Origin of the sequence: Bacillus sp. AR4-2, from assembly GCF_008274865.1 — a bacterium.
Classification (GTDB): domain Bacteria; phylum Bacillota; class Bacilli; order Bacillales; family Bacillaceae_G; genus Bacillus_A; species Bacillus_A cereus.
In genome coordinates, this window is record NZ_CP031063.1 from 93,204 (window position 1) to 111,574 (window position 18,371).

An 18,371-nucleotide genomic window follows, 5' to 3' on the forward strand; every position below is an offset into this window, starting at 1 on the left:
ATGGTGCAAATACTTCAGAAGAGATATAGAGAGATGAAAAGTTTCCTAGTGGAATCTATTTTATGCTGGAAGGCCGAATAGTTGATGAATGAGGTTCACTTAATTTGGTACAGACTTCTCCCCTTGGAGAGTTTGTCCTTTTTCATCATATGCATCGCCTCTATGCCACTCTGTTATGTAAGTAGCAATACGAAATGATTTCAACCCTAACATAGAACGAACACGCTTCTTGATAAAACGATAATCTTGTTCCACGATATTATTTAAATATTTCTTTTGTCTGATTTGCATGTCTGATGGCATGTTTTTTCCCTTCCTCAATTCTCCAACTGCTATAGGATAAGACGGATTCTTATTAATTGTTATGACACGCGAGTTAGAAACATGAAAAGACCGCAAAGATTTCTTGGAAAAGTGGTATTATCTCTTTTGAGTAGACGGTGTAAAAAGATTGTTTTTGATAAGTAAGTAATACACTCTATTTTGAGGGGATTTTTTTTGGTAAAAAAGGACAAACATTTCAACCGTATACAGTCAAACGTAAGGCAGTCATGATGTATGTAAATGAAGAAAAGAGTTATCAGATTCTGGAACATGAAATAGAGCTTAGAAGCCCCACTCAATTGAAAGATTGGGTAAAGAAGCATAAGCAGGGTGAGCCTTTGGCTGATTAACGAGGGGGAGAATCAAGAGAACTCAATCCCTTTCATCACTTATCTAAAACGACATTTAAAAGTATCGAGGAAGAAAGAGATTATTTAAAAGTACAGGTTGATTACTTAAAAAATGTATTATAGGTAAATAAAGGATAATGCTGGGGGAACGTTTGATTAAGATTTTACGTAAAATTTAGGGGAATAATTTCACTTGATTTTGCGAAGGTATATATATTTAAAGTGAAGATACTGTAATGTCTCGTGATTTCGATGAGATTGACAATATTTTTAAGAAGTGAGTGTATTGAGAAGAAAAACAAATTGAATGTTTGTTTTTTAGAAATATTGTTTTTAAGTTTAATTGGTTCATATTGTTTGCTTACTTGTTAAGTAGTGTGCTATATTTAATTCAATTATAATGATAACAACTGTGTTATCAGTGAATGACAATTACATATAAATAAAATGGAGGTCCGCGCTATGGAGATAGATTACTATACGGATGGTCGCGGGCGTCAAGAAGTTTACGAATGGGTTTTAGAAGCGGCTACTAGAGATGTGAAAACTTTTAATCGTTTTACGATTATGAAGAATTTCTTAAAGGCAAACGGTGAGGAAATTCGCACTCAAAAACTCCCACATCCAGACATTAAATATTTTAAAGGGGAAAAAGTTTGGCAATTAAGGATTCATGACCATAGAGTTATGTTCTTTTATTTCGAAGATGATACTATAGTGTTTTTGAATCATTTCGTTAAAAAACAAGGCCCTACACCAACCGCTGAAAAAAACCGTGCTAAAAAAAATAAAGCTAAACACATTAATCGTAAACCTTGATGCTCGAGGCCGGTTTTTCCGGTCGTAAAATCTAAAGGCGGAGCTCAAGAAAAAAATATATTATATATAGTTCTAATCGCCATTACACAATTGAAGTTGAGTAATGAAATTGATCAGGTTTGATCAAAAAAATATGGAGATATGGAGGTAAAAAATGAAAAAAATGAAAATAATAAATAGGATCTATTGAATTAATGAGGTATTTTGAAAGGAGAATAAATGATGAATTATAATGATCTCCGTGAAGAATTAAAAAGGGAGTTGAATCAAAGCCGTTTTCATGAATTTATGATTTTGGAGATCGTCGGTAAATTAATGGCAGCCAGATATAGAAAACAAATAAGTCAACGTGAATTGTCACGGAGAACTGGAATAGCTCAAAAAACTATATCTAGAATAGAGAATGGAATTGATATACCTGAGTTATCGACTATCTTTAAATTATCTGAAGCTTTAGGTCTTGAAATAAGTTTAGTTGATAAACAAAAAAATGAGTAAAGTGCATAGTTTTTATATTGACGTAAATTTAAATAATATAATTAAAATTAATAAGAAGTTTTATTGGGGAATTTGAATAGTTAAGAGACTTTTATAGAGATTAAATATTGATTCTAAGACAGTAAGAGACTTTTATAGAGGTTAAATATTGATTCTAAGACAGTTAAGAGACTTTTATAGAGATTAAATATTGATTCTAAGACAGTTAAGAGACTTTTATAGAGATTAAATATTGATTCTAAGACAGTTAAGAGACTTTTATAGAGATTAAATATTGATTCTAAGATAGTTAAGAGATTTTTATAGAAACTAAATATTAATTTTTGAATTAGAACATTGAAATATGTATACAAATTTCAATGTAGTATTAGATAATTTTTTTCTGATACTATGTTTAATAGTTATTCGTTTTTATGAATAAAAAGGATCATCTCCTAAACCTAAAAGGAAAGGAGGTGATCTTTTTTATTTTAATTTAGATTATATAAGGTTTTTTGCTTTCTAATTAGTTTCGTAATAGTAAAAGTAAAAGCTTGAATAATAATTATTACTGTCATTATGCTTATAAGAGGTTGTTCTAATATTAAATTTCCGATGCCAGGGAAAAAGTTCAAATCCCCAAAAACGGCACTTTAATTGTGATTATTTCTTTCTTTTTCTTAATTTTAAAAAAGATGTATAATTGATATGTTTGGAATTATAAGGGAATTTAATCGAGAGAAAAAGGGGGAATATAAGTTGGGTAGAAATGATGCGTGCTTTTGTGGGAGTGGTAAAAAGCAAAAGAAGTGCCATTCAAATGTAGAACAGGATAGTTGTGTGGCTAATCTGTATAAGAGGTATTTAAAGATAGATAACATCATTTTAGAATATAGAGAACATCATAAGGAATTTGAAAATCATCCATGTAGAAAAGGATGTTATAATTGTTGTTCCGATGTGTTTGCTATATCAATGTTAGAATTTGAAGTTGTGTTAGAAGAATTACGTAACATTGGATTGGAATTTTCTTTGGAAATATTCGAAAAATCTTTAGCAGACTTAGAGTTATTAAAAACACGGTATCCAGACTTATATAATAGATTAGAAGAGAATGCTAGTTTTCAAGAAGATGTAATGTTGGAAGATAGTAATTTATATTCAAAAACAGCGAGACTTCCATTTCCTTGTCCTTTGTTAGATATTACAGAGGGCAGTTGCATCGTGTATAACAAAAGGCCAATGGTCTGTAGAGTTTTTGGTACTACACACGATTCATATTCTCTCATGCTTGCAAGTGGTGGGGGGGGAATTTGTGAGCATATTCCTAGTGAACATGCTAATGCACTACAAACACCTGAAATAGAGTTCTCTGATACCAGAGTCAATGATATGTTGGAATCGGAACTTTTTGGGAAGAAAATACAACCAAGAGAATATCCGATTATGTATTGGTTTAAAGTCTATCATGATAAAAATAAGAAGAAGGGAAGACCTGTATATTCTTCTTTAGTTCCTTCTTTTTATTATAAGAAGCCAGGGAGTATTACAATGGCAGAATTAATGCCTTAAAACTGATATCGTAATATAAAAAGTTGTTGCTAAGGATGGAGTGAATTGGGATTTCACTCCATCTTTTTTGAAAATATTGTACAAGAAATATATAGTTAAGAGTTTAATCCGATTTTGTATGTAGAGGATTTAACCGCATTTTACTGCTACTTACTAAAGCCGTAAAAGTCACGTGAATTTTCTGTTGTCAATATCTTGTAAACTAGTTGTTGACTAGTTAATTTAAATATAAATGTTTAAATTAATAAGTATGTTTAAAGAAGAATTCAAATCCCAAAAAACAAACCTTTAAGTTTCATTCATTTGTTCTTTTATGTGCCTTTTTCTTTTTCATAGTAATTCCTCCTTTTTATGGCATGTTTGGCATTATACTCATCCCGGCCAAATGTTTTAAGTGAAAATCTAAAGAATTTTTATTTATTTTCAAATTCCTTCATTCCGACAAAACCTAGCAAAGATTGTGCGAGCTTCGTTGATGGATTTGATGAAGAGGTATTAGACATTTGATATGGAATTTTCTTTATAGGAGGTGTCGTAGCGCTATGTCATATATATACCAGCAATGGGGTCTATAGTCGTTTAGGGGGAAGTGGCAGCACACTTAGGGAGTATTCGGATGTCCTTGAACGTGAAGGATATGAAGTAAGAAAGAATAGTTGGGGAGAAGGGAATATACAGGATTTGATGTTGTACTTATTGAACAGTTAGTAGAGTTGAGTAAGCAAAATGGTAGGACTTTAGAAAAAGCTGCGAAAATGATTACAAAGCAGTTTGGAATCGCTAATAAGAAAGAGGAATTCCAGGGTACAAATCCAGTCCCTTATCAAATGCAATATCAAATTCAACAACAATATAGCGCTATGGTAGAAAAAATAATAAGGTGCAGCAAGCAAACTTATTAGAGATGGAAAAGAGATTTGGTGATCGTATAGATTAAAAGAACAAATTAATTGAAGAGGATATAAAAGAAAGAAATTAATAATAGAAGATATAAAAGATTGGAAGGAACGTGAAGAAAGGATAGAAAAGAGGTTGGAGCTAAGGGATGATAATCTTATGAAGATGTTCAGGGAGATTCAAGAAGCAAAACTTACTATTGTATCAGCCCAGGAAGAAATAGTAGCAGCAAAAAGGAAATCCTGGTGGAAGTTTTGGAAATAGTAATGTATATTTCTATGAAATTTGGATAGAATAATAATACGATGAAGATAAAGTGTTTAGTAGTAATAGATAAAATAGGGGGCATACATTTATGGCAATCAATGCAGAAACAGTAGAGCAATACTATCAATCTAATTTACAGGAAGCGCTTAAAAGGGTATCTGATATTCTTAAGAATGAAAAAAAACAACCTAATTTTAACGGTATTATAGGAGGAAAGGGTAAAATTTATGGTGTTGATCCAAAAGAACATGATACACCGGAAAGTTATGTTAAAGCTTGGATGAAGGGACATGAAAGAGAATATACTAAAGATAAAAATAAAAATCAAGAATACACTAAGTATGATAGATCCTCATACAAAATCCAAGCGCTGTTAGAGGAAGAGTTTGTAAAAGGATTTATTGAGTGTTATTTAATGAGAATATATTTTAACAAAAAATAAGAAAGTAAGAATAAGAGCAAAAGTAGAAATTGCTACTTTTGCTCTTAATTTATATAATTTCACATACCGCAAAAGGTAGATAAATGGAATACAAGACTTAAAAAGAGGATTAAAAAAAACAATTTAAAAGAATATTATAAGAAGTTTATTTAAGGGGTCTATTAAGTCGGTTTTGTGATTTTTGCTCTTTTTGGTGCAATTAATTGTATTAATAGAAGTGGTAAATAGCGTTAAAAGCAAAAATAAAGAGCCATTTTTTCAGAAGAGTGCTTAAAAAAATCATTACACAACAATGTATAGTAAATATCTTTATAATTTAGTATTTTTATATTAAAATTTATAGTTTCTGCAATTGACATGCCTATCTTTGGGTGCTACGTTTTAAACTGGCGACAGATTTACGAGGTTTATTACTTAGGGGGCAAAGATTGCTTCTTTTTCTAGGCGATATACAACTAGATAATCTAATGCTATGACCGTACGTAGAGAGGAAGAAAAGAAACATGTTAAAAAAAGTAATGCCTATTGTAGCTGCTGTTTTAGGAGCTAGCTTTTTACTAACAGCGTGTAGTAGTGAAAAGAAAGAAGATACAGCAAAGGCAAATAATAAAGATTTGAAAACACAATCTATTCATTTACCGTATATAGCGGAAATTCCAACGATGGATGTCACAAAGGCAACTGACGGTGAATCCATGAACGTGATGAAAAACGTGTTTGAGGGTTTATATACATTGGGAGAAGGGAACAAGCCAATCCCAGCAGTAGCGAAATCTTATGATGTGAGTGAAGATAAAAAAACATACACATTCCATCTGAGAGATTCAAAATGGTCAAACGGAACTCCTGTAACAGCTGAAGACTTCGTATTTTCTTGGAAAAGAGCTGTGAACCCTGATACAGCGGCAGAATATGCGTTTTTATTCTTTGATATAAAGAATGCAAAGAAAATTAATAGTAAAGAGTTATCTGTAGATCACCTAGGGGTAAAAGCAGTAGATGATAAAACATTAGAAATACAATTAGAACAGCCTGTCCCTTACTTTATAGATTTGACAACGTTTGCAACGTTCTTACCGATTAACGAGAAGTATTTTGAATCAAAAGGGAAGCAATATGGTTTAGAAGCAGATCAATTGGTTTATAACGGAGCATTCACTTTAGATAATTGGAAGCACGAACAAGCTTTTCGGCTGAAAAAGAACCCGAATTATTGGGATGCTAAAACAGTGAAATTAAACGAAATCAACTTTGATATCGTGAAAGATAAATCTACAGAAATAAATCTATACGAATCAGGTCAGCTTGACCGTGTAGGACTAACAGGTGGGTTTGTAGATAAATATAGAAAGAATCCCGACTTCAAGGAACGTTCTGAAGTGACTGTACAGTTTTTACGTATGAATCAGAAGAATGAAGTGCTAAAAAATAAAAATGCTCGTTTGGCAATCAGTCAGGCAATGAATAAGAAAGCCTTTGTAGATACAGTTTTAAATAATGGTTCTCTTCCTGCAGACGGTTTAATACCAGCTGATTTCGCTAAAAGTTCGGACGGAAAAGACTTCCGAAAGGAAAATGGAACATTAGTAAAAGATGATGTGAAGGAAGCGAAAGAACACTGGAAGAATGCAAAGCAAGAACTTGGGAAAGAACAGGTAACACTAGAATTACTTACAAGTGATAATGTATTCGCTAAGAAAAATGCGGAGTATTTAAAAGGGGAACTAGAAAAGAATTTAGAAGGATTAACGGTCAATGTGAAGCCGCAGCCACGCAAACAACAAATTCAATTACTCCTAAATAGTGATTACGAATTAGGGGTTGATGTATGGGGTCCCGATATTCCTGATCCAATTACATTTTTAGATTTGTTCACGACAGATAGTACATATAACTTTGATAAGTATTCAAACAAACAATATGATGAACTAATTTATCAAGTGAAAACGAATTTAGCTGGTGATGAAAAGGCTCGTTGGGAAGCGATGAAACAAGCTGAGATAATCTTATTAGAAGATGGGGCGGTTGCACCGTTCTATCAACAAGGCAGATCGTACTTACAACGTTCTTCAGTCAAAGGCATAGTGACAAATGATTTTGGTGGAGAATTCAACTATAAGTGGGCTGAAGTGAAGAAATAACAAAAGGATACAAAGATACATGTATCTTTGTATCCTAAAATATAAAAGTATAAAAGGTGAAAAATGGAGTCCGATTCGGGACTCCATTTTAGGTTAAATTAGTTACAACGTATGTAATTAAGCAAATCACTAAAATAATACCAATGAAAGTTGCAAATAGTGCAAGAAATCCAAGAGCAATACGATATAAGAAATAAGCACCAAGTACAATTGCTATTATAACTCCGATTATGGCAGCTAATGTCTCAATTGTATTTAAACTTTTTTTATAAAATTATTATACTAATTAATAAACAAAGAAGCCGTTTAGATCAAAAATTTTTCAAAATGGTTTCTTTTTATTTATCATAAATTAAGGGTTTATGAGGTATTTTTAATCAAACTTCATTCGAAATCTACAGCGGGTGCAGATTACAAAAAAGTTTAATCATTTTGAATAAAAAGTAGCTTTATTTCAAAGTTATAACTAATTAGCTTTTCAAAAGCTTTAATATCACTATATAATTAATATAAAGATAAAACGATTTATTGTAAACTTACTATGCTTATAATAATGTAAATATTTTAGAAGGTTACGTTTTTTATCTGTTTTTGAAAGTATTTATGTAAAAGGAGCCATGTTACTTGAGGAATTTATTTTATTTTATTTTAACTTTTATTAGCTTAATTCTACTTACATCTTGTGGTGTAACGGCGGAGGAAAAAAAGGAGACAGAAGCATCATTAGAAAAACAAGTACAGAAATCTATCGAATCACTCAAATCTGATGAGGTACTTACAAAATATTTATCGAATGTTAAATATGAGAAGGATGTAGATTCTGATGATACCAATCTACACTATAATATTCTAGGTACTTTGAATGATTCTTTTGAAGAATTAAAGGAAGCGGAACAATTCGCCTTTATTTCACATTCAATAGATAAAATACATGAAGTTAATAAGGAGAATAATGGTGATCTAAGCTGTGGTAGACTTTTTCTTTGTGATATCTGGTATGTTGAATTCTCTACAAGCAAAGAAAAATATAGGATGTTTTATGAGGATCCGAACATCAATAATATGAATGGAGAGGAACGGACCCTAGTGGTTGGAGATAGATTTGAATTCAATTCTAAGGGGATTTTAGTTATCGATAGAAAAGATAATAGTATTAATTCTAGTACAACTAAAGCAAATTCTTCTACAAAAGACGGTAATGATTGGTTGAAAATGGGTGATTCTCAAAAATATAGTACTGTTACTACTATTCTTACTTCACTAAAAAGTAATGGATATACAGTTTTAGAGAACGCCGATTGGTTTGTTGATGCATTAAACGCTTTTTATGGAGTGGATGCAACAAATGGAACAAAGATAACCGAAGCAATTATACTAGCGGGATTAGCCGGCAAGGTTATCACCAAACCATAATTATAGGTGTATTTTCATTTGTGTAGGTTTAATACAAAGTTGTACTGAACAAAAAAATGTTAATGTTAGGAAGGGGAAATATATGAAATTACATAAGGTGATTGTGACTTTGCTGTGTTCTATTCTTTTCTTGGTCGCATGTTCTTCGCTATCGAAAGAGGACTACTTGAATGGAGCTGCAAAAGAAAGTAGTAATGCAGATGGGGATCTTGAAAAAATAGATGATAACAAACCTTCAGTAGATGATAAAAAGGAATACATTGAAAACCGTGTTTCTATTCTAAAAGAAACAAAAAAACTCAATGCCCCTTCCGAATTTAAGGGAGTACATAAAGAGTATGTTAAGATTTTAGATTTAGAGATTAAAGCACTTGAAAAAGCAAAGGGAAATCTCAGTAGTAAAACCTCCATATTAGAAGTTTTTAGTGAGGAGGAAAGGATGAAATATTATAGTTACCACGATTCATTCAAAGACCTTCTAGATGAAGAGGCACGTGAAATATTTCTAAAAAAAAGAATGGAACTTGTAGATAAATAATAAAATATCCTTCATAACTAATCTTTGATACAAAAGAGTAGGGTAGGTAAAAATGGAGTCCGATTAGGGACTCCATTTTTTATGTTCTTCTATAAGTCTTTTATCATAATCAGTTGCATAATGCCAATGAAAATATTGCAAGAAATCTAAAGGTGGCATGATATAAGAAAACTTAGCAAAATTATACTTTTGCTAAGTTTAGGATTGCTAAAAAAATAATAAACCATTGGTTGGTGATAATGAGTTAAAACACTGATGTAGTAGAGGTACCGCCCCATGCCTATTAAGCTAAGATTTTAAAGTACCCCCTAAATGGAAATTTTGTGTTTGTATAGCATCAAAGTTTATTTTTATCGTTTTGGAGAACAACTTGATAGCAATGGGGTATCGCCAGCATTTTTGAAAAAAACTACGCTAAGCAAAAAATAAAATAAGCTGTCCATATAGACAGCTTATTTACATAATTTTCGTTACAGGAAGTTATTCAATTAAACCAACTATATCAAGAAAAATTATAGTAATTATCATTGCGATAACTGCTATAAGAAATTTAAATCTGAATTTAATCTTAATACCTAGTTTATCTGGAATGAAATATATTCCGAAACCTATACTAATACGTCCTATTAATAAATATAATTGATATAAAAATTCGTTATTTATTTTTGCCTTAATATATATTTTACTGTAATCAAATAACAGGAAATATATTGAAATTATAATTAAGTAAAGAACAAATAATTTCACACAGTTTCTCATTTTAGTTTTTCTCAAAATACTTTATACTCCTTTTAGATGTTCAATCAATTTATAAATTTTGATCTATTATTTCTCCCTTTATCTATGCCCAAAATTGTTTAAATATGTGATGCCCCCCTTATTATGAAGACGTTCTCTATTATAATAGATTTGTGTAAGTAGGAAAGAGTTCCTCTTGTATATCATATACACATCTAATTAACATAACGTCCTATTTTCGGTAGCAAGGAAAAAGGCGGACCCTTACTCTCACAAGGAATCCGTCTTTTTCTTTTTCTATCATTGTATATATCTTTTTATACATTTCTATTGTGGCGCGGGTTTTAGGGTTCTCGTTTGTTACTGGATTAGCCGAAAAACTGTATAAAATCTTGTATGCTCTTAGCGTGGTTTTTTTCCGAAATGCTGACGGTACCCCCTCAAGTGTATGAATGCTTGGGGGTTTCTTATAAAAAAAAGACGCCATAAGGCGCCCCCACAATTGGGTAGATAAGACTTTAGTTTTCCAATCTAAAGAAGTTTTGTATCAGCTCTTTAGGAGTATATCATAATATTCGGTTCATTTATTATGTATTTTTACATACCTATTAAAATTCCTCTATTTTCTATTTGATACAATGCAATCTTTTATTGTGTTATTATATAAGAAAAGAAGAAATCGATTAAGATGTCTTCTTTTACTTGTACCCTTGGTGTTAAGAAGGTATTGTATTGCTTAAAAAACATAAAAAAATATAACAATTATCGAGTAAGTCTATTATAGAATCAATAAATAGAATTTTTTATATGTATTATTGCATATATATGGATTTATTTATATTTAAAGTATATAGTTAAATTGTCTGTTTCTTGTTTTAATTCGTTTATTTATTTTATTTTGAGCGCTCCAGCAATGGAGCCTTTTTTATGCAATAAAATATTTTCTTAGCATTACTTAGTTGATCTATATTAACTTTACCCTCTTAAATTATATCTATATTTTACCAAGTAATTATATAGATAACTAGTTTTTTCTAATAATCTAGTAAATTGATAATTTTAATGTTAGTTGTTAATACTTATAGAAAAATTCATTATGAAATAAAAATTGAGAAATCAGGAATTATAAAAAACTTATAGTATCTTTTGGAAAAGTATATTTATAATTCGTATATCAATATGTTATAATTTAATTTCTAAAACTACCAAAAAAGGACTGCCAGTAATGGTAGTCTTTTTTATATTGGTGAGGTTGTACTAGTATAATAAAATAGGATTAACTGTTTATTGTGAGTGTGATTGGTTATCCCTTCTTTCCATTTGGAAGGAAAGGGGGTGATATACCTATGGAGTTTTTGTTTGAGCTTCTAAAAGAATTTGTGAAAGCCATTGTACGTGAAGTGTCTGCGTATGTTTTTAGGAAACAAATTTTAGAAAAAGATAACAAAAAACCCACTCCTCGTCGCCGTCGGAAGCAAAAGGGTGGGTTTCGTAAAAAATATATGATCACGTTATATCCCTAATTGATTGTAAATTGATTTGAATACGTGAATTCACCACGATATTTAATTGCAGCGACATAAGTACCGCTTGTATAGCTATCTGTGATAGGGGTTTGCCAAATTTCTGTTCCAGGAATAAATTCTGGTTCTATTGTTTGGAATCGTTCTAGGGTACCATTTGTGTGGATTTTAAAAATTTTCATTTGCGCACCAAAATGTTCTCTACCAAAGTGCTGTGTTAAGTAAAATGTATCACCAGTTATTAAATTCCCAATCTTCCAATCTGGTTGATATGTACTTTCCTCTAAATTTTGTAAATCTACAATGGTTTTAAATCCCCAATCATCATTAAGTGGATCTGAGTAAGCTGCAGCTGCTTGTGAGGTAGGTTTACTCATTTCTATTGCAGTAAAACCGCTAAAAGTTAACGCCCCAATTAATGCTAATTTTCCTAACTTCATTATTGTTTCCCCCTATTAACTCTTGTAATTTTTAAAACCAGAAATCCTACAAACATAATAACATAATCGACTGTATAATATTTCAAATTATTTCTAAAAAAATCCATAATAAAAAAAGACACCCTAAGGTGCCTTCCTCCGACTTGAACCACCTCATATTTTGTAAAAGAAATTAATAATTACCTATACATTAAATAGTTATATTTATTTCTCAATTAATATCTGAATGTTTTAATAATGCATTTTTATGCTTGTGTTGCATAAATCATTAATCTAATCCCTAAATTTATTGAATTTAAACAAAGATAGTAAAATAAAACGTTAATAAAAATACAAAATATTAAAAAAATGTAGAATAATGTCTAATTCCGTGTATTTATTCCTCTTTATATCTGGATTAATCTATTAGGTGAGAAGGATAAAACCTTACAAAAGATTACAGGAGGAGAAATTTATGAAGAAAATTTTAATTGGGACATTAACGTTAGGTGTCATGCTAGGATCGGGGAGTAGTTTTGCTTCTGCAGATGAACTTGATAGTATTTCTCAAAATGAAAACACAATACAATCTATATCAGTTTCCACCACAAAATCAATAACTGCGAGCCAATTTAGCAAAGTTTATGCAGAGATGAAAAAATATGAAGGTAAACCATATAAATATGGCGGAAATAGTCCTAAAACTGGATTTGATTGTTCGGGATTAATGCAATGGGGATATGGAACACAAGGGATTAAATTACCACGCACAGCACAAGATCAATATAATAAAACTACCCGTGTCGATAGAAAGGCTCTTCAAAAAGGAGATTTAGTTTTCTTTAAAGGAACGGTTCCAGGCAAATCAGGCATTACTCACGTTGGTATGTATATTGGTGATAACAAGTTTTATAATGCTAGTAATTCCGGGGTTGGTGAAGCTAGCTTAAATAGTTCTTATTGGAGTAAATATATTGCAGGATATGGTCGAGTTAAATAAAAATTATTATAAAGTTCCCCTGTAAAGGAAATTTTTATTAATTTAAATATTGAGAATAATAGGAAATATACTTATCAAACTCCTGATATATATTACAAGATAGATTTGTATTATACAGGAATAAAAGAAATATATAGGAGGTAATGAACAATGAAAAAATTTAGCACATTAGTACTTACAGGAGCTTTAGCATTTGGAGGGTTGACTACAGTAGAAATGATTAAACCTACGAATCAAGTAGCAGCAGCAACAGATTGGGGTTTTCCGGATTATGGATACATTCATCATAATGCAATATATATGCCAGAGTTAGCAGTAAGTGATTTAAGAAATGGACAAACATTTAGTGTGACAATAAGAAATAGCCATATTGATTATGGTATTCTTAGAATTTACCGTATCGATGACAACAATAATTTACAAATTATTGATGAAATCAAGGATACAAATTCTACTAGAGGTATAGGGACATTTACTACAAAAATTAATCCTACGTATACTCCAGGAACGTATACTGCCCTATTAAAAGTAGGTAAAAATTATTATCATGGTGGAACATTCAAGATCAAAGTATTTTAGGCTTAATGCATTCTAAAAACTAGTTCTAATGACAAAGTATATGTAGTTCGATAACTATGGGGGCTATTCTTTTGTATATCAATACAGAATGAATAGTCTTTTTTTATGTATTGAATGAATATCTACCGCTCTTTTTTATGTATATTTTATTATATAGATACTAATATGTTGAATTTGTTAAAAGAAAATTCGAGGGTACAGTGGAGAGATATTGGTAAAGAAATACATATGACTGGGCAAGCTGTAGGGAATAGGGTTAGAAAACTGGAGGAAGAGGGAATTATAAGGGCCTTTACAATTTTATTAGATGAGATGAAATTAGGGAAATCTCATTTAGCCTTTATCACTATTTTTATGAAGACCAACGAACATTCTGGGTTTTTAGATTTTATTGTAACAAAAGACTCTGTTGTAGAGGCTCATAAGATAAGTGGAGAAAGTTGCTATATATTAAAAGTTTTTTTAGAGTCATACTATCAGTATATCCAAGATTAGGAGATTGCTTGCAAGAGTCTTGGAAGTATTGCAAAAGTGCTGTGTTATAATTCTAAAGTACTAACATTTCATGTAGGACTTATAGATGACGGTTTGACATATGAAATGTAAAATCGACCTGTTATTTTGAGGGGGCAGGCTACCATTATTTAAACTAATATTCACACTAAAAGAAGTACAAGGAGGAAGGTATATCTATTAAAATAGTGAGGTATACCAAATTAGAAATGAACATTAAATTTAATAAAAAAGTAGTAGCATTCACGGCAGGATTAACGGTATTATCTTCGCCATTGGTATCGTTTGCAGAGGAACAACAATTAGTAAACAATAAGCAATCTACAAACGTTCAGGAACAAAGTAAAACAACATCAGATGAACAGGCTTTAAAAAGTATTGAAGCTAGTTTTAAAGAGGTAGACGGACGTGGTGGAGGTACTGTCGACAATAAGAAAGTAGATAGTCTTCAACGTTCAGAAGGTATTCATGAAGAAACAGGTACACTAACTGTTCCTAACAATTCAAACAGAACAAAACGTAGTCTGTCTCCCATATCACCTAGCATTTCTAGTACAATAAATGGTGTTCCATTCACTGAATGGATTGTTCCAGCAGGTAACGATAATATTCGTCCTCAAAATTATATGAGTCCAAAGTACATTACAATTCATGAGACTGATAATACAAGTGTAGGGGCAGGTGCTAGAAACCACGCTCAATACCTATATAACCAAGCAGTAGGCAGTACAGACCGAGCTGCATCTTGGCATTTTACAGTAGACGATAAGGAGATTTATCAACACCTACCATTAAACGAGAACGGATGGCACGCAGGAGACGGTGATGGTCCAGGTAATAGAGAATCTATTGCAATTGAAATCGCAGTTAACAGTGATGGAAACTACAGTAAAGCGGTAGATAACGCCAAAAAACTTGTAGCTTATTTAATGAAAGAAACTGGTGTACCGTTAAATAACATTGTAAAACACCAAAAATGGAGCGGTAAAATCTGTCCTGCTAACATGATTAATAATGGGCAATGGGATGTATTCGTAAATAGCGTTGAGGGGTATTATAATAATCTTTATCAACCAAAAGATGACATTACAGGAGGTTGGTATGAAGATGCTATTCGAGAGTTAAATAGAAGGGGTATTATGATAGGGGAAGGAAACGGAGTTTTCGCACCCAATAGAGCGATAACAAGAGCCGAATTTGCTCAATTAATCTCTAACTCTCTAAAACTGCCAGCTGGAGATGCTTCATTTAAAGACCTAAACGATGCAAATTCAACTTTACGAGATGGTATTAAACGTACTGCAAGTGCAGGTATCATTCAAGGTAGAGGAGATGGTTATTTTGACCCAAACACACCTATTACAAGAGAAGAATCAGCAATTATTGTAAACAAGGCTTTACAGTATAAAGGTATATGGGGACCAGTTGTAAACCTACCATTCTCAGACAAAGACCAAATTAGCTATAAAGAAGACGTACAAAGATTGTATGGTCTAGGTATTGTAAGAGGTAAGGGTGACAATCAATACGATCCTAAAGGAACAACAACTCGTGGTGAAACAGCAACATTTATTCTAAATATGCTACAAGTAATTGAAAATGGTAGTGTTGAAAAGGTAATTGGAACGGCTCAAATTAATGGTATTGGGGTAAATGTTCGAAGCGGATCAGGTACAAACTATTCTATTGTTAGAAAGACAAGTAAAGGTGAGAAAGTTACAGTATATGAAGAAAAGAATGGTTGGCTAAGAATTGGAACAGGTCAGTGGATTTATTATGACTCTAGTTATATCGACTATAGCAGATTATAAAAGATTAAATAGTTAAAAGAACAGGTCATATTTGAATATATAACTTAATCTCAGGTTGTGGAGAAAGTCTTCTTCACAACCTGTTTTTGTGTCTGGTCCCTCTTTACCTACCAATACTGATAAAAAGAGGAAAAGGAGAGATTCATTATGATGGGTGTATCGAAAAATTACTGTGATCACCGCACATGCCTATCCAACTCATATTTTGAAATACCTCAAAACGAAAAAATGCGCTTTTTTGTTACAAGTTAGCACAAAATTTCGTTCTGGGGTACTATCAAGTTAAGAAAAGTAAACACCCCAAAGAAGAAAAAGTGAAATGACTTCTCAAAATAACTACATGTAGAGAAAAGAAATTTTTATTTAGGTGATACATTAAAATGTTAAATTGATGAATATGTAAGGTGACCCCTATTAATATTTGATTGCAGTCTCCACATTTAATATGAACGTATGTTTTTGTCGATTGGACGATTACGCCGCATTTAGGGCAAGTCCATTTTCATGTGGTTTTCTTTGTTACAAATACACCCGATGGTTTTAAAATTAAAAAATCTAACAATTTATCTCTAAAAAAACAATTCTCTATAATGGAGAATTGTTTTTTAGAGATAAATCTATTTTAGTTAAAATATGCGCTTAAATTATAAGTAAAATCTGTAGCATTCGGATTAAAATCTGAAGCTCCTACCCTTACTGCAACTGTTGTCCCAGCTCTTACTTGTCCTTTCCCAGGTACGCCTTTAACTACAGGAAGTTCATGTGTAGTAGATCCTGCATTTTTAGATATAGCAACTATTCCAGTATCAGTACGTGAGTTATAATCATTATAAACTGATACCTTATACAAATGGTTTTTATTAAACTTAGGACCAGTTAATTGAACCTTCATAGTTTTAGCATTCGTAGGTACTTCATAGTAATAAACATGATAATCTTTTAATGAAGTTAACTCAGATGATTCTGCTGCAGAAGCACTCATACTAAAAGAAAACATTAAAATAAAGGACATCAAAATGCTTCCAAATAATTTCTTCATAAAATCAATCCCCTTTGTATAATATTTACAAATTGATTATACATTTAACCTGATGAATTTAAAATACAATATATGGGATTTTTTGGTGGATAATATTGAGAAATAAATTTATATGGTCTCACATTAAATGTTGCAAAACAAAGACTGAGAAGAAACTTATTCTGAAAAGTTTACTGGAACAAAAGGAGGTACGTCGCCCTTTCCCATTAACATAAGAGAATAGTAACGTACTTTTAACTTCAAAAATAGTCTAAAACCTTAAGTTGATGGATGTGGGTCTGTCCCCTTTTTAGGGCATTCATAATTCATTTCTCCTTCTAAAGTAATTTAGTTACAGCATATGTAATTAAGCAAATTACTAAAATAACTCCAATAAAAGTTGTAAATAGTGCAAGAATTCTAAGAGCAAAATGATATAAGAAATAATCACCAAGTACAATTGTTATAATAATTCTGATTATGTCAGCTACGGTCTCGATTGTATGTATAGAAATCAAGTTGGAAAATACTAAACCGATGACAACTAAGGCAATTATAATAAGGATTCTCATAGTATATCTTATTCTGTGAATATTCATTTGAAACTACGAACAAGTAGAAAAGTATACTTCTCTACTTTTGCTAAGTTTAGATTCGCTAATAAAATAACAAACCGTTGTTTGGTGATAATGAGTTAAATTACTAATATTGTAAACATTCTTCAGTATATCTTCTAAAATAAAAGGGTGTTACAGGAAATATAACAATTATATTGAATATAATAACTTGTTTTTAATTTTAAGGAGGCGTTGTCGATGAGAAATTATTTATATTTGATTGGGCAAAAAAACAAGGGGATAACGTTTCAATAGCCCATTAACTACGTGGTTCCCCTTTCAATATTAAAGGGAGAGTATAAGATTGAAGAAAATTCATTTAAAGTCTATTAATAAAAGTAATTGGGAAGAAGCAATTAGATTATCTGTTAAAGCGGAACAACGGACATTTATAGCATCAAACCTGTATTCTATCGCAGAAGTTCAATTTCTAGATAATTTTTATGCAAAAGGAATTTATGTTGGTAATAAAATGATAGGATTTACTATGTTTGGAATAGATCCTGATGATAATAATTATTGGATTTATAGACTTATGATTGATGAAAAATTTCAAGGAAAAGGTATAGGGAAACAAGCTATATATCTGGTTATTGAAGAGGTAAGACAAAATAACAATACAAACATTCCTTTAATAATGATCGGATATCATCCTGAAAATCTTACGGCTAAACTTGTATATAAAAAGGCAGGGTTTATTGAGACTGGATTATCATCTTGGGGTGAGCAACTAGCAAAGTATTCTTTGTAAGCACTGGAATTCATCTTTTAAACTTATGAAGTAAAAGGTTAGATTGTGGAGTAACAAAGGTGAAAAGATTAATTTTTTTTGGCTTCTTTTTGTCTTTTATCAGATAATGAATTACAATAGCTGCTGTTTCTCTAACAAATATAATATGGCTAAATAACTAAG

At 31.3% G+C, this 18,371-nt stretch carries 16 protein-coding genes and 2 pseudogenes; 14 read left to right on the forward strand and 4 right to left on the reverse strand.

Annotated features, from left to right (window positions below; genetic code table 11):
• Positions 1 to 60: 60 nt before the first annotated feature.
• Positions 61 to 414 (reverse strand): annotated as a pseudogene (locus DN399_RS28540) (DDE-type integrase/transposase/recombinase); the annotation flags it as partial.
• A 722-nt stretch (positions 415 to 1,136) separates the two neighbouring features.
• Here DN399_RS28540 and DN399_RS27505 point away from each other — a divergent pair.
• The 9 genes and pseudogenes from DN399_RS27505 to DN399_RS28225 all read left to right on the forward strand — a co-directional run bounded on the left by DN399_RS27505 (position 1,137) and on the right by DN399_RS28225 (position 11,501).
• Entirely contained in the window at positions 1,137 to 1,493 is a 357-nt protein-coding gene (locus DN399_RS27505; RefSeq protein ID WP_048563938.1) for a type II toxin-antitoxin system RelE/ParE family toxin, read from the forward strand.
• A gap of 222 nt (positions 1,494 to 1,715) precedes the next feature.
• Entirely contained in the window at positions 1,716 to 1,991 is a 276-nt protein-coding gene (locus DN399_RS27510; RefSeq protein ID WP_098292565.1) for a helix-turn-helix domain-containing protein, read from the forward strand.
• A 738-nt stretch (positions 1,992 to 2,729) separates the two neighbouring features.
• Positions 2,730 to 3,542: an SEC-C metal-binding domain-containing protein gene (locus DN399_RS27515; RefSeq protein WP_149150174.1), complete on the forward strand. Its 813-nt coding sequence runs from the start codon at positions 2,730 to 2,732 to the stop codon at positions 3,540 to 3,542.
• Between the two features lie 549 nt (positions 3,543 to 4,091).
• Positions 4,092 to 4,703, forward strand: a pseudogene (locus DN399_RS27520) (DUF3967 domain-containing protein).
• A 91-nt stretch (positions 4,704 to 4,794) separates the two neighbouring features.
• Positions 4,795 to 5,148, forward strand: a complete 354-nt coding sequence (locus DN399_RS27525) for a hypothetical protein (protein WP_048563935.1) — start codon at positions 4,795 to 4,797, stop codon at positions 5,146 to 5,148.
• Positions 5,149 to 5,651: 503 nt separating this feature from the next.
• Positions 5,652 to 7,289, forward strand: a complete 1,638-nt coding sequence (locus tag DN399_RS27530; RefSeq protein WP_149150175.1) for a peptide ABC transporter substrate-binding protein — start codon at positions 5,652 to 5,654, stop codon at positions 7,287 to 7,289.
• A gap of 624 nt (positions 7,290 to 7,913) precedes the next feature.
• Complete coding sequence (locus DN399_RS27535) at positions 7,914 to 8,702, forward strand: hypothetical protein (protein ID WP_098518489.1); 789 nt, start codon at positions 7,914 to 7,916, stop codon at positions 8,700 to 8,702.
• Positions 8,703 to 8,868: 166 nt separating this feature from the next.
• The gene (locus tag DN399_RS27540; protein WP_149150176.1) at positions 8,869 to 9,240 is read left to right on the forward strand and encodes a hypothetical protein; all 372 of its coding nucleotides are present in this window, start codon (positions 8,869 to 8,871) and stop codon (positions 9,238 to 9,240) included.
• 2,084 nt (positions 9,241 to 11,324) lie between these two features.
• On the forward strand, positions 11,325 to 11,501 hold the full coding sequence (locus DN399_RS28225) for a hypothetical protein (RefSeq protein WP_179953539.1): 177 nt from the start codon (positions 11,325 to 11,327) through the stop codon (positions 11,499 to 11,501).
• On the opposite strand, the gene DN399_RS27555 is transcribed toward DN399_RS28225, so the two are convergent.
• Positions 11,498 to 11,941: a DUF5065 family protein gene (locus tag DN399_RS27555; protein WP_000765887.1), complete on the reverse strand. Its 444-nt coding sequence runs from the start codon at positions 11,939 to 11,941 to the stop codon at positions 11,498 to 11,500. The genes DN399_RS28225 and DN399_RS27555 overlap by 4 nt on opposite strands.
• Before the next feature lie 454 nt (positions 11,942 to 12,395).
• Here DN399_RS27555 and DN399_RS27560 point away from each other — a divergent pair, with 454 nt between their 5' ends.
• From DN399_RS27560 to DN399_RS27575, 4 genes are all read left to right on the forward strand, one after another.
• Entirely contained in the window at positions 12,396 to 12,920 is a 525-nt protein-coding gene (locus DN399_RS27560) for a C40 family peptidase (RefSeq protein WP_149150179.1), read from the forward strand.
• A 150-nt stretch (positions 12,921 to 13,070) separates the two neighbouring features.
• The gene (locus tag DN399_RS27565) at positions 13,071 to 13,499 is read left to right on the forward strand and encodes a DUF5065 family protein (RefSeq protein ID WP_000714723.1); all 429 of its coding nucleotides are present in this window, start codon (positions 13,071 to 13,073) and stop codon (positions 13,497 to 13,499) included.
• 165 nt (positions 13,500 to 13,664) lie between these two features.
• A complete protein-coding gene (locus DN399_RS27570) occupies positions 13,665 to 13,994 on the forward strand; it encodes an Lrp/AsnC family transcriptional regulator (RefSeq protein WP_000933400.1) in 330 nt (109 codons plus the stop codon).
• 227 nt (positions 13,995 to 14,221) lie between these two features.
• Complete coding sequence (locus DN399_RS27575; protein ID WP_149150180.1) at positions 14,222 to 15,823, forward strand: S-layer homology domain-containing protein; 1,602 nt, start codon at positions 14,222 to 14,224, stop codon at positions 15,821 to 15,823.
• Between the two features lie 622 nt (positions 15,824 to 16,445).
• Here DN399_RS27575 and DN399_RS27580 read toward each other — a convergent pair.
• Positions 16,446 to 16,862: a hypothetical protein gene (locus DN399_RS27580; protein WP_089172393.1), complete on the reverse strand. Its 417-nt coding sequence runs from the start codon at positions 16,860 to 16,862 to the stop codon at positions 16,446 to 16,448.
• A gap of 317 nt (positions 16,863 to 17,179) precedes the next feature.
• Positions 17,180 to 17,413 carry a hypothetical protein gene (locus DN399_RS28545; protein ID WP_149150181.1) on the reverse strand — a complete coding sequence of 78 codons (234 nt, stop codon included), beginning with the start codon at positions 17,411 to 17,413 and terminating at the stop codon, positions 17,180 to 17,182.
• A gap of 349 nt (positions 17,414 to 17,762) precedes the next feature.
• On the opposite strand from DN399_RS28545, the gene DN399_RS27590 reads away from it, so the two are divergent.
• Positions 17,763 to 18,209: a GNAT family N-acetyltransferase gene (locus DN399_RS27590; protein WP_149150182.1), complete on the forward strand. Its 447-nt coding sequence runs from the start codon at positions 17,763 to 17,765 to the stop codon at positions 18,207 to 18,209.
• Positions 18,210 to 18,371 lie beyond the last annotated feature (162 nt).

Coding starts and splice junctions, on each gene's coding strand:
- DN399_RS27505 (WP_048563938.1), top strand. CDS start 1,137: ATGGAGATAGATTACTATACGGATGGTCGCGGGCGTCAAGAAGTTTAC.
- DN399_RS27510 (WP_098292565.1), top strand. CDS start 1,716: ATGAATTATAATGATCTCCGTGAAGAATTAAAAAGGGAGTTGAATCAA.
- DN399_RS27525 (WP_048563935.1), top strand. CDS start 4,795: ATGGCAATCAATGCAGAAACAGTAGAGCAATACTATCAATCTAATTTA.
- DN399_RS27530 (WP_149150175.1), top strand. CDS start 5,652: ATGTTAAAAAAAGTAATGCCTATTGTAGCTGCTGTTTTAGGAGCTAGC.
- DN399_RS28225 (WP_179953539.1), top strand. CDS start 11,325: ATGGAGTTTTTGTTTGAGCTTCTAAAAGAATTTGTGAAAGCCATTGTA.
- DN399_RS27555 (WP_000765887.1), bottom strand. CDS start 11,941: ATGAAGTTAGGAAAATTAGCATTAATTGGGGCGTTAACTTTTAGCGGT.
- DN399_RS27560 (WP_149150179.1), top strand. CDS start 12,396: ATGAAGAAAATTTTAATTGGGACATTAACGTTAGGTGTCATGCTAGGA.
- DN399_RS27565 (WP_000714723.1), top strand. CDS start 13,071: ATGAAAAAATTTAGCACATTAGTACTTACAGGAGCTTTAGCATTTGGA.
- DN399_RS27570 (WP_000933400.1), top strand. CDS start 13,665: ATGTTGAATTTGTTAAAAGAAAATTCGAGGGTACAGTGGAGAGATATT.
- DN399_RS27575 (WP_149150180.1), top strand. CDS start 14,222: ATGAACATTAAATTTAATAAAAAAGTAGTAGCATTCACGGCAGGATTA.
- DN399_RS27580 (WP_089172393.1), bottom strand. CDS start 16,862: ATGAAGAAATTATTTGGAAGCATTTTGATGTCCTTTATTTTAATGTTT.
- DN399_RS28545 (WP_149150181.1), bottom strand. CDS start 17,413: ATGAGAATCCTTATTATAATTGCCTTAGTTGTCATCGGTTTAGTATTT.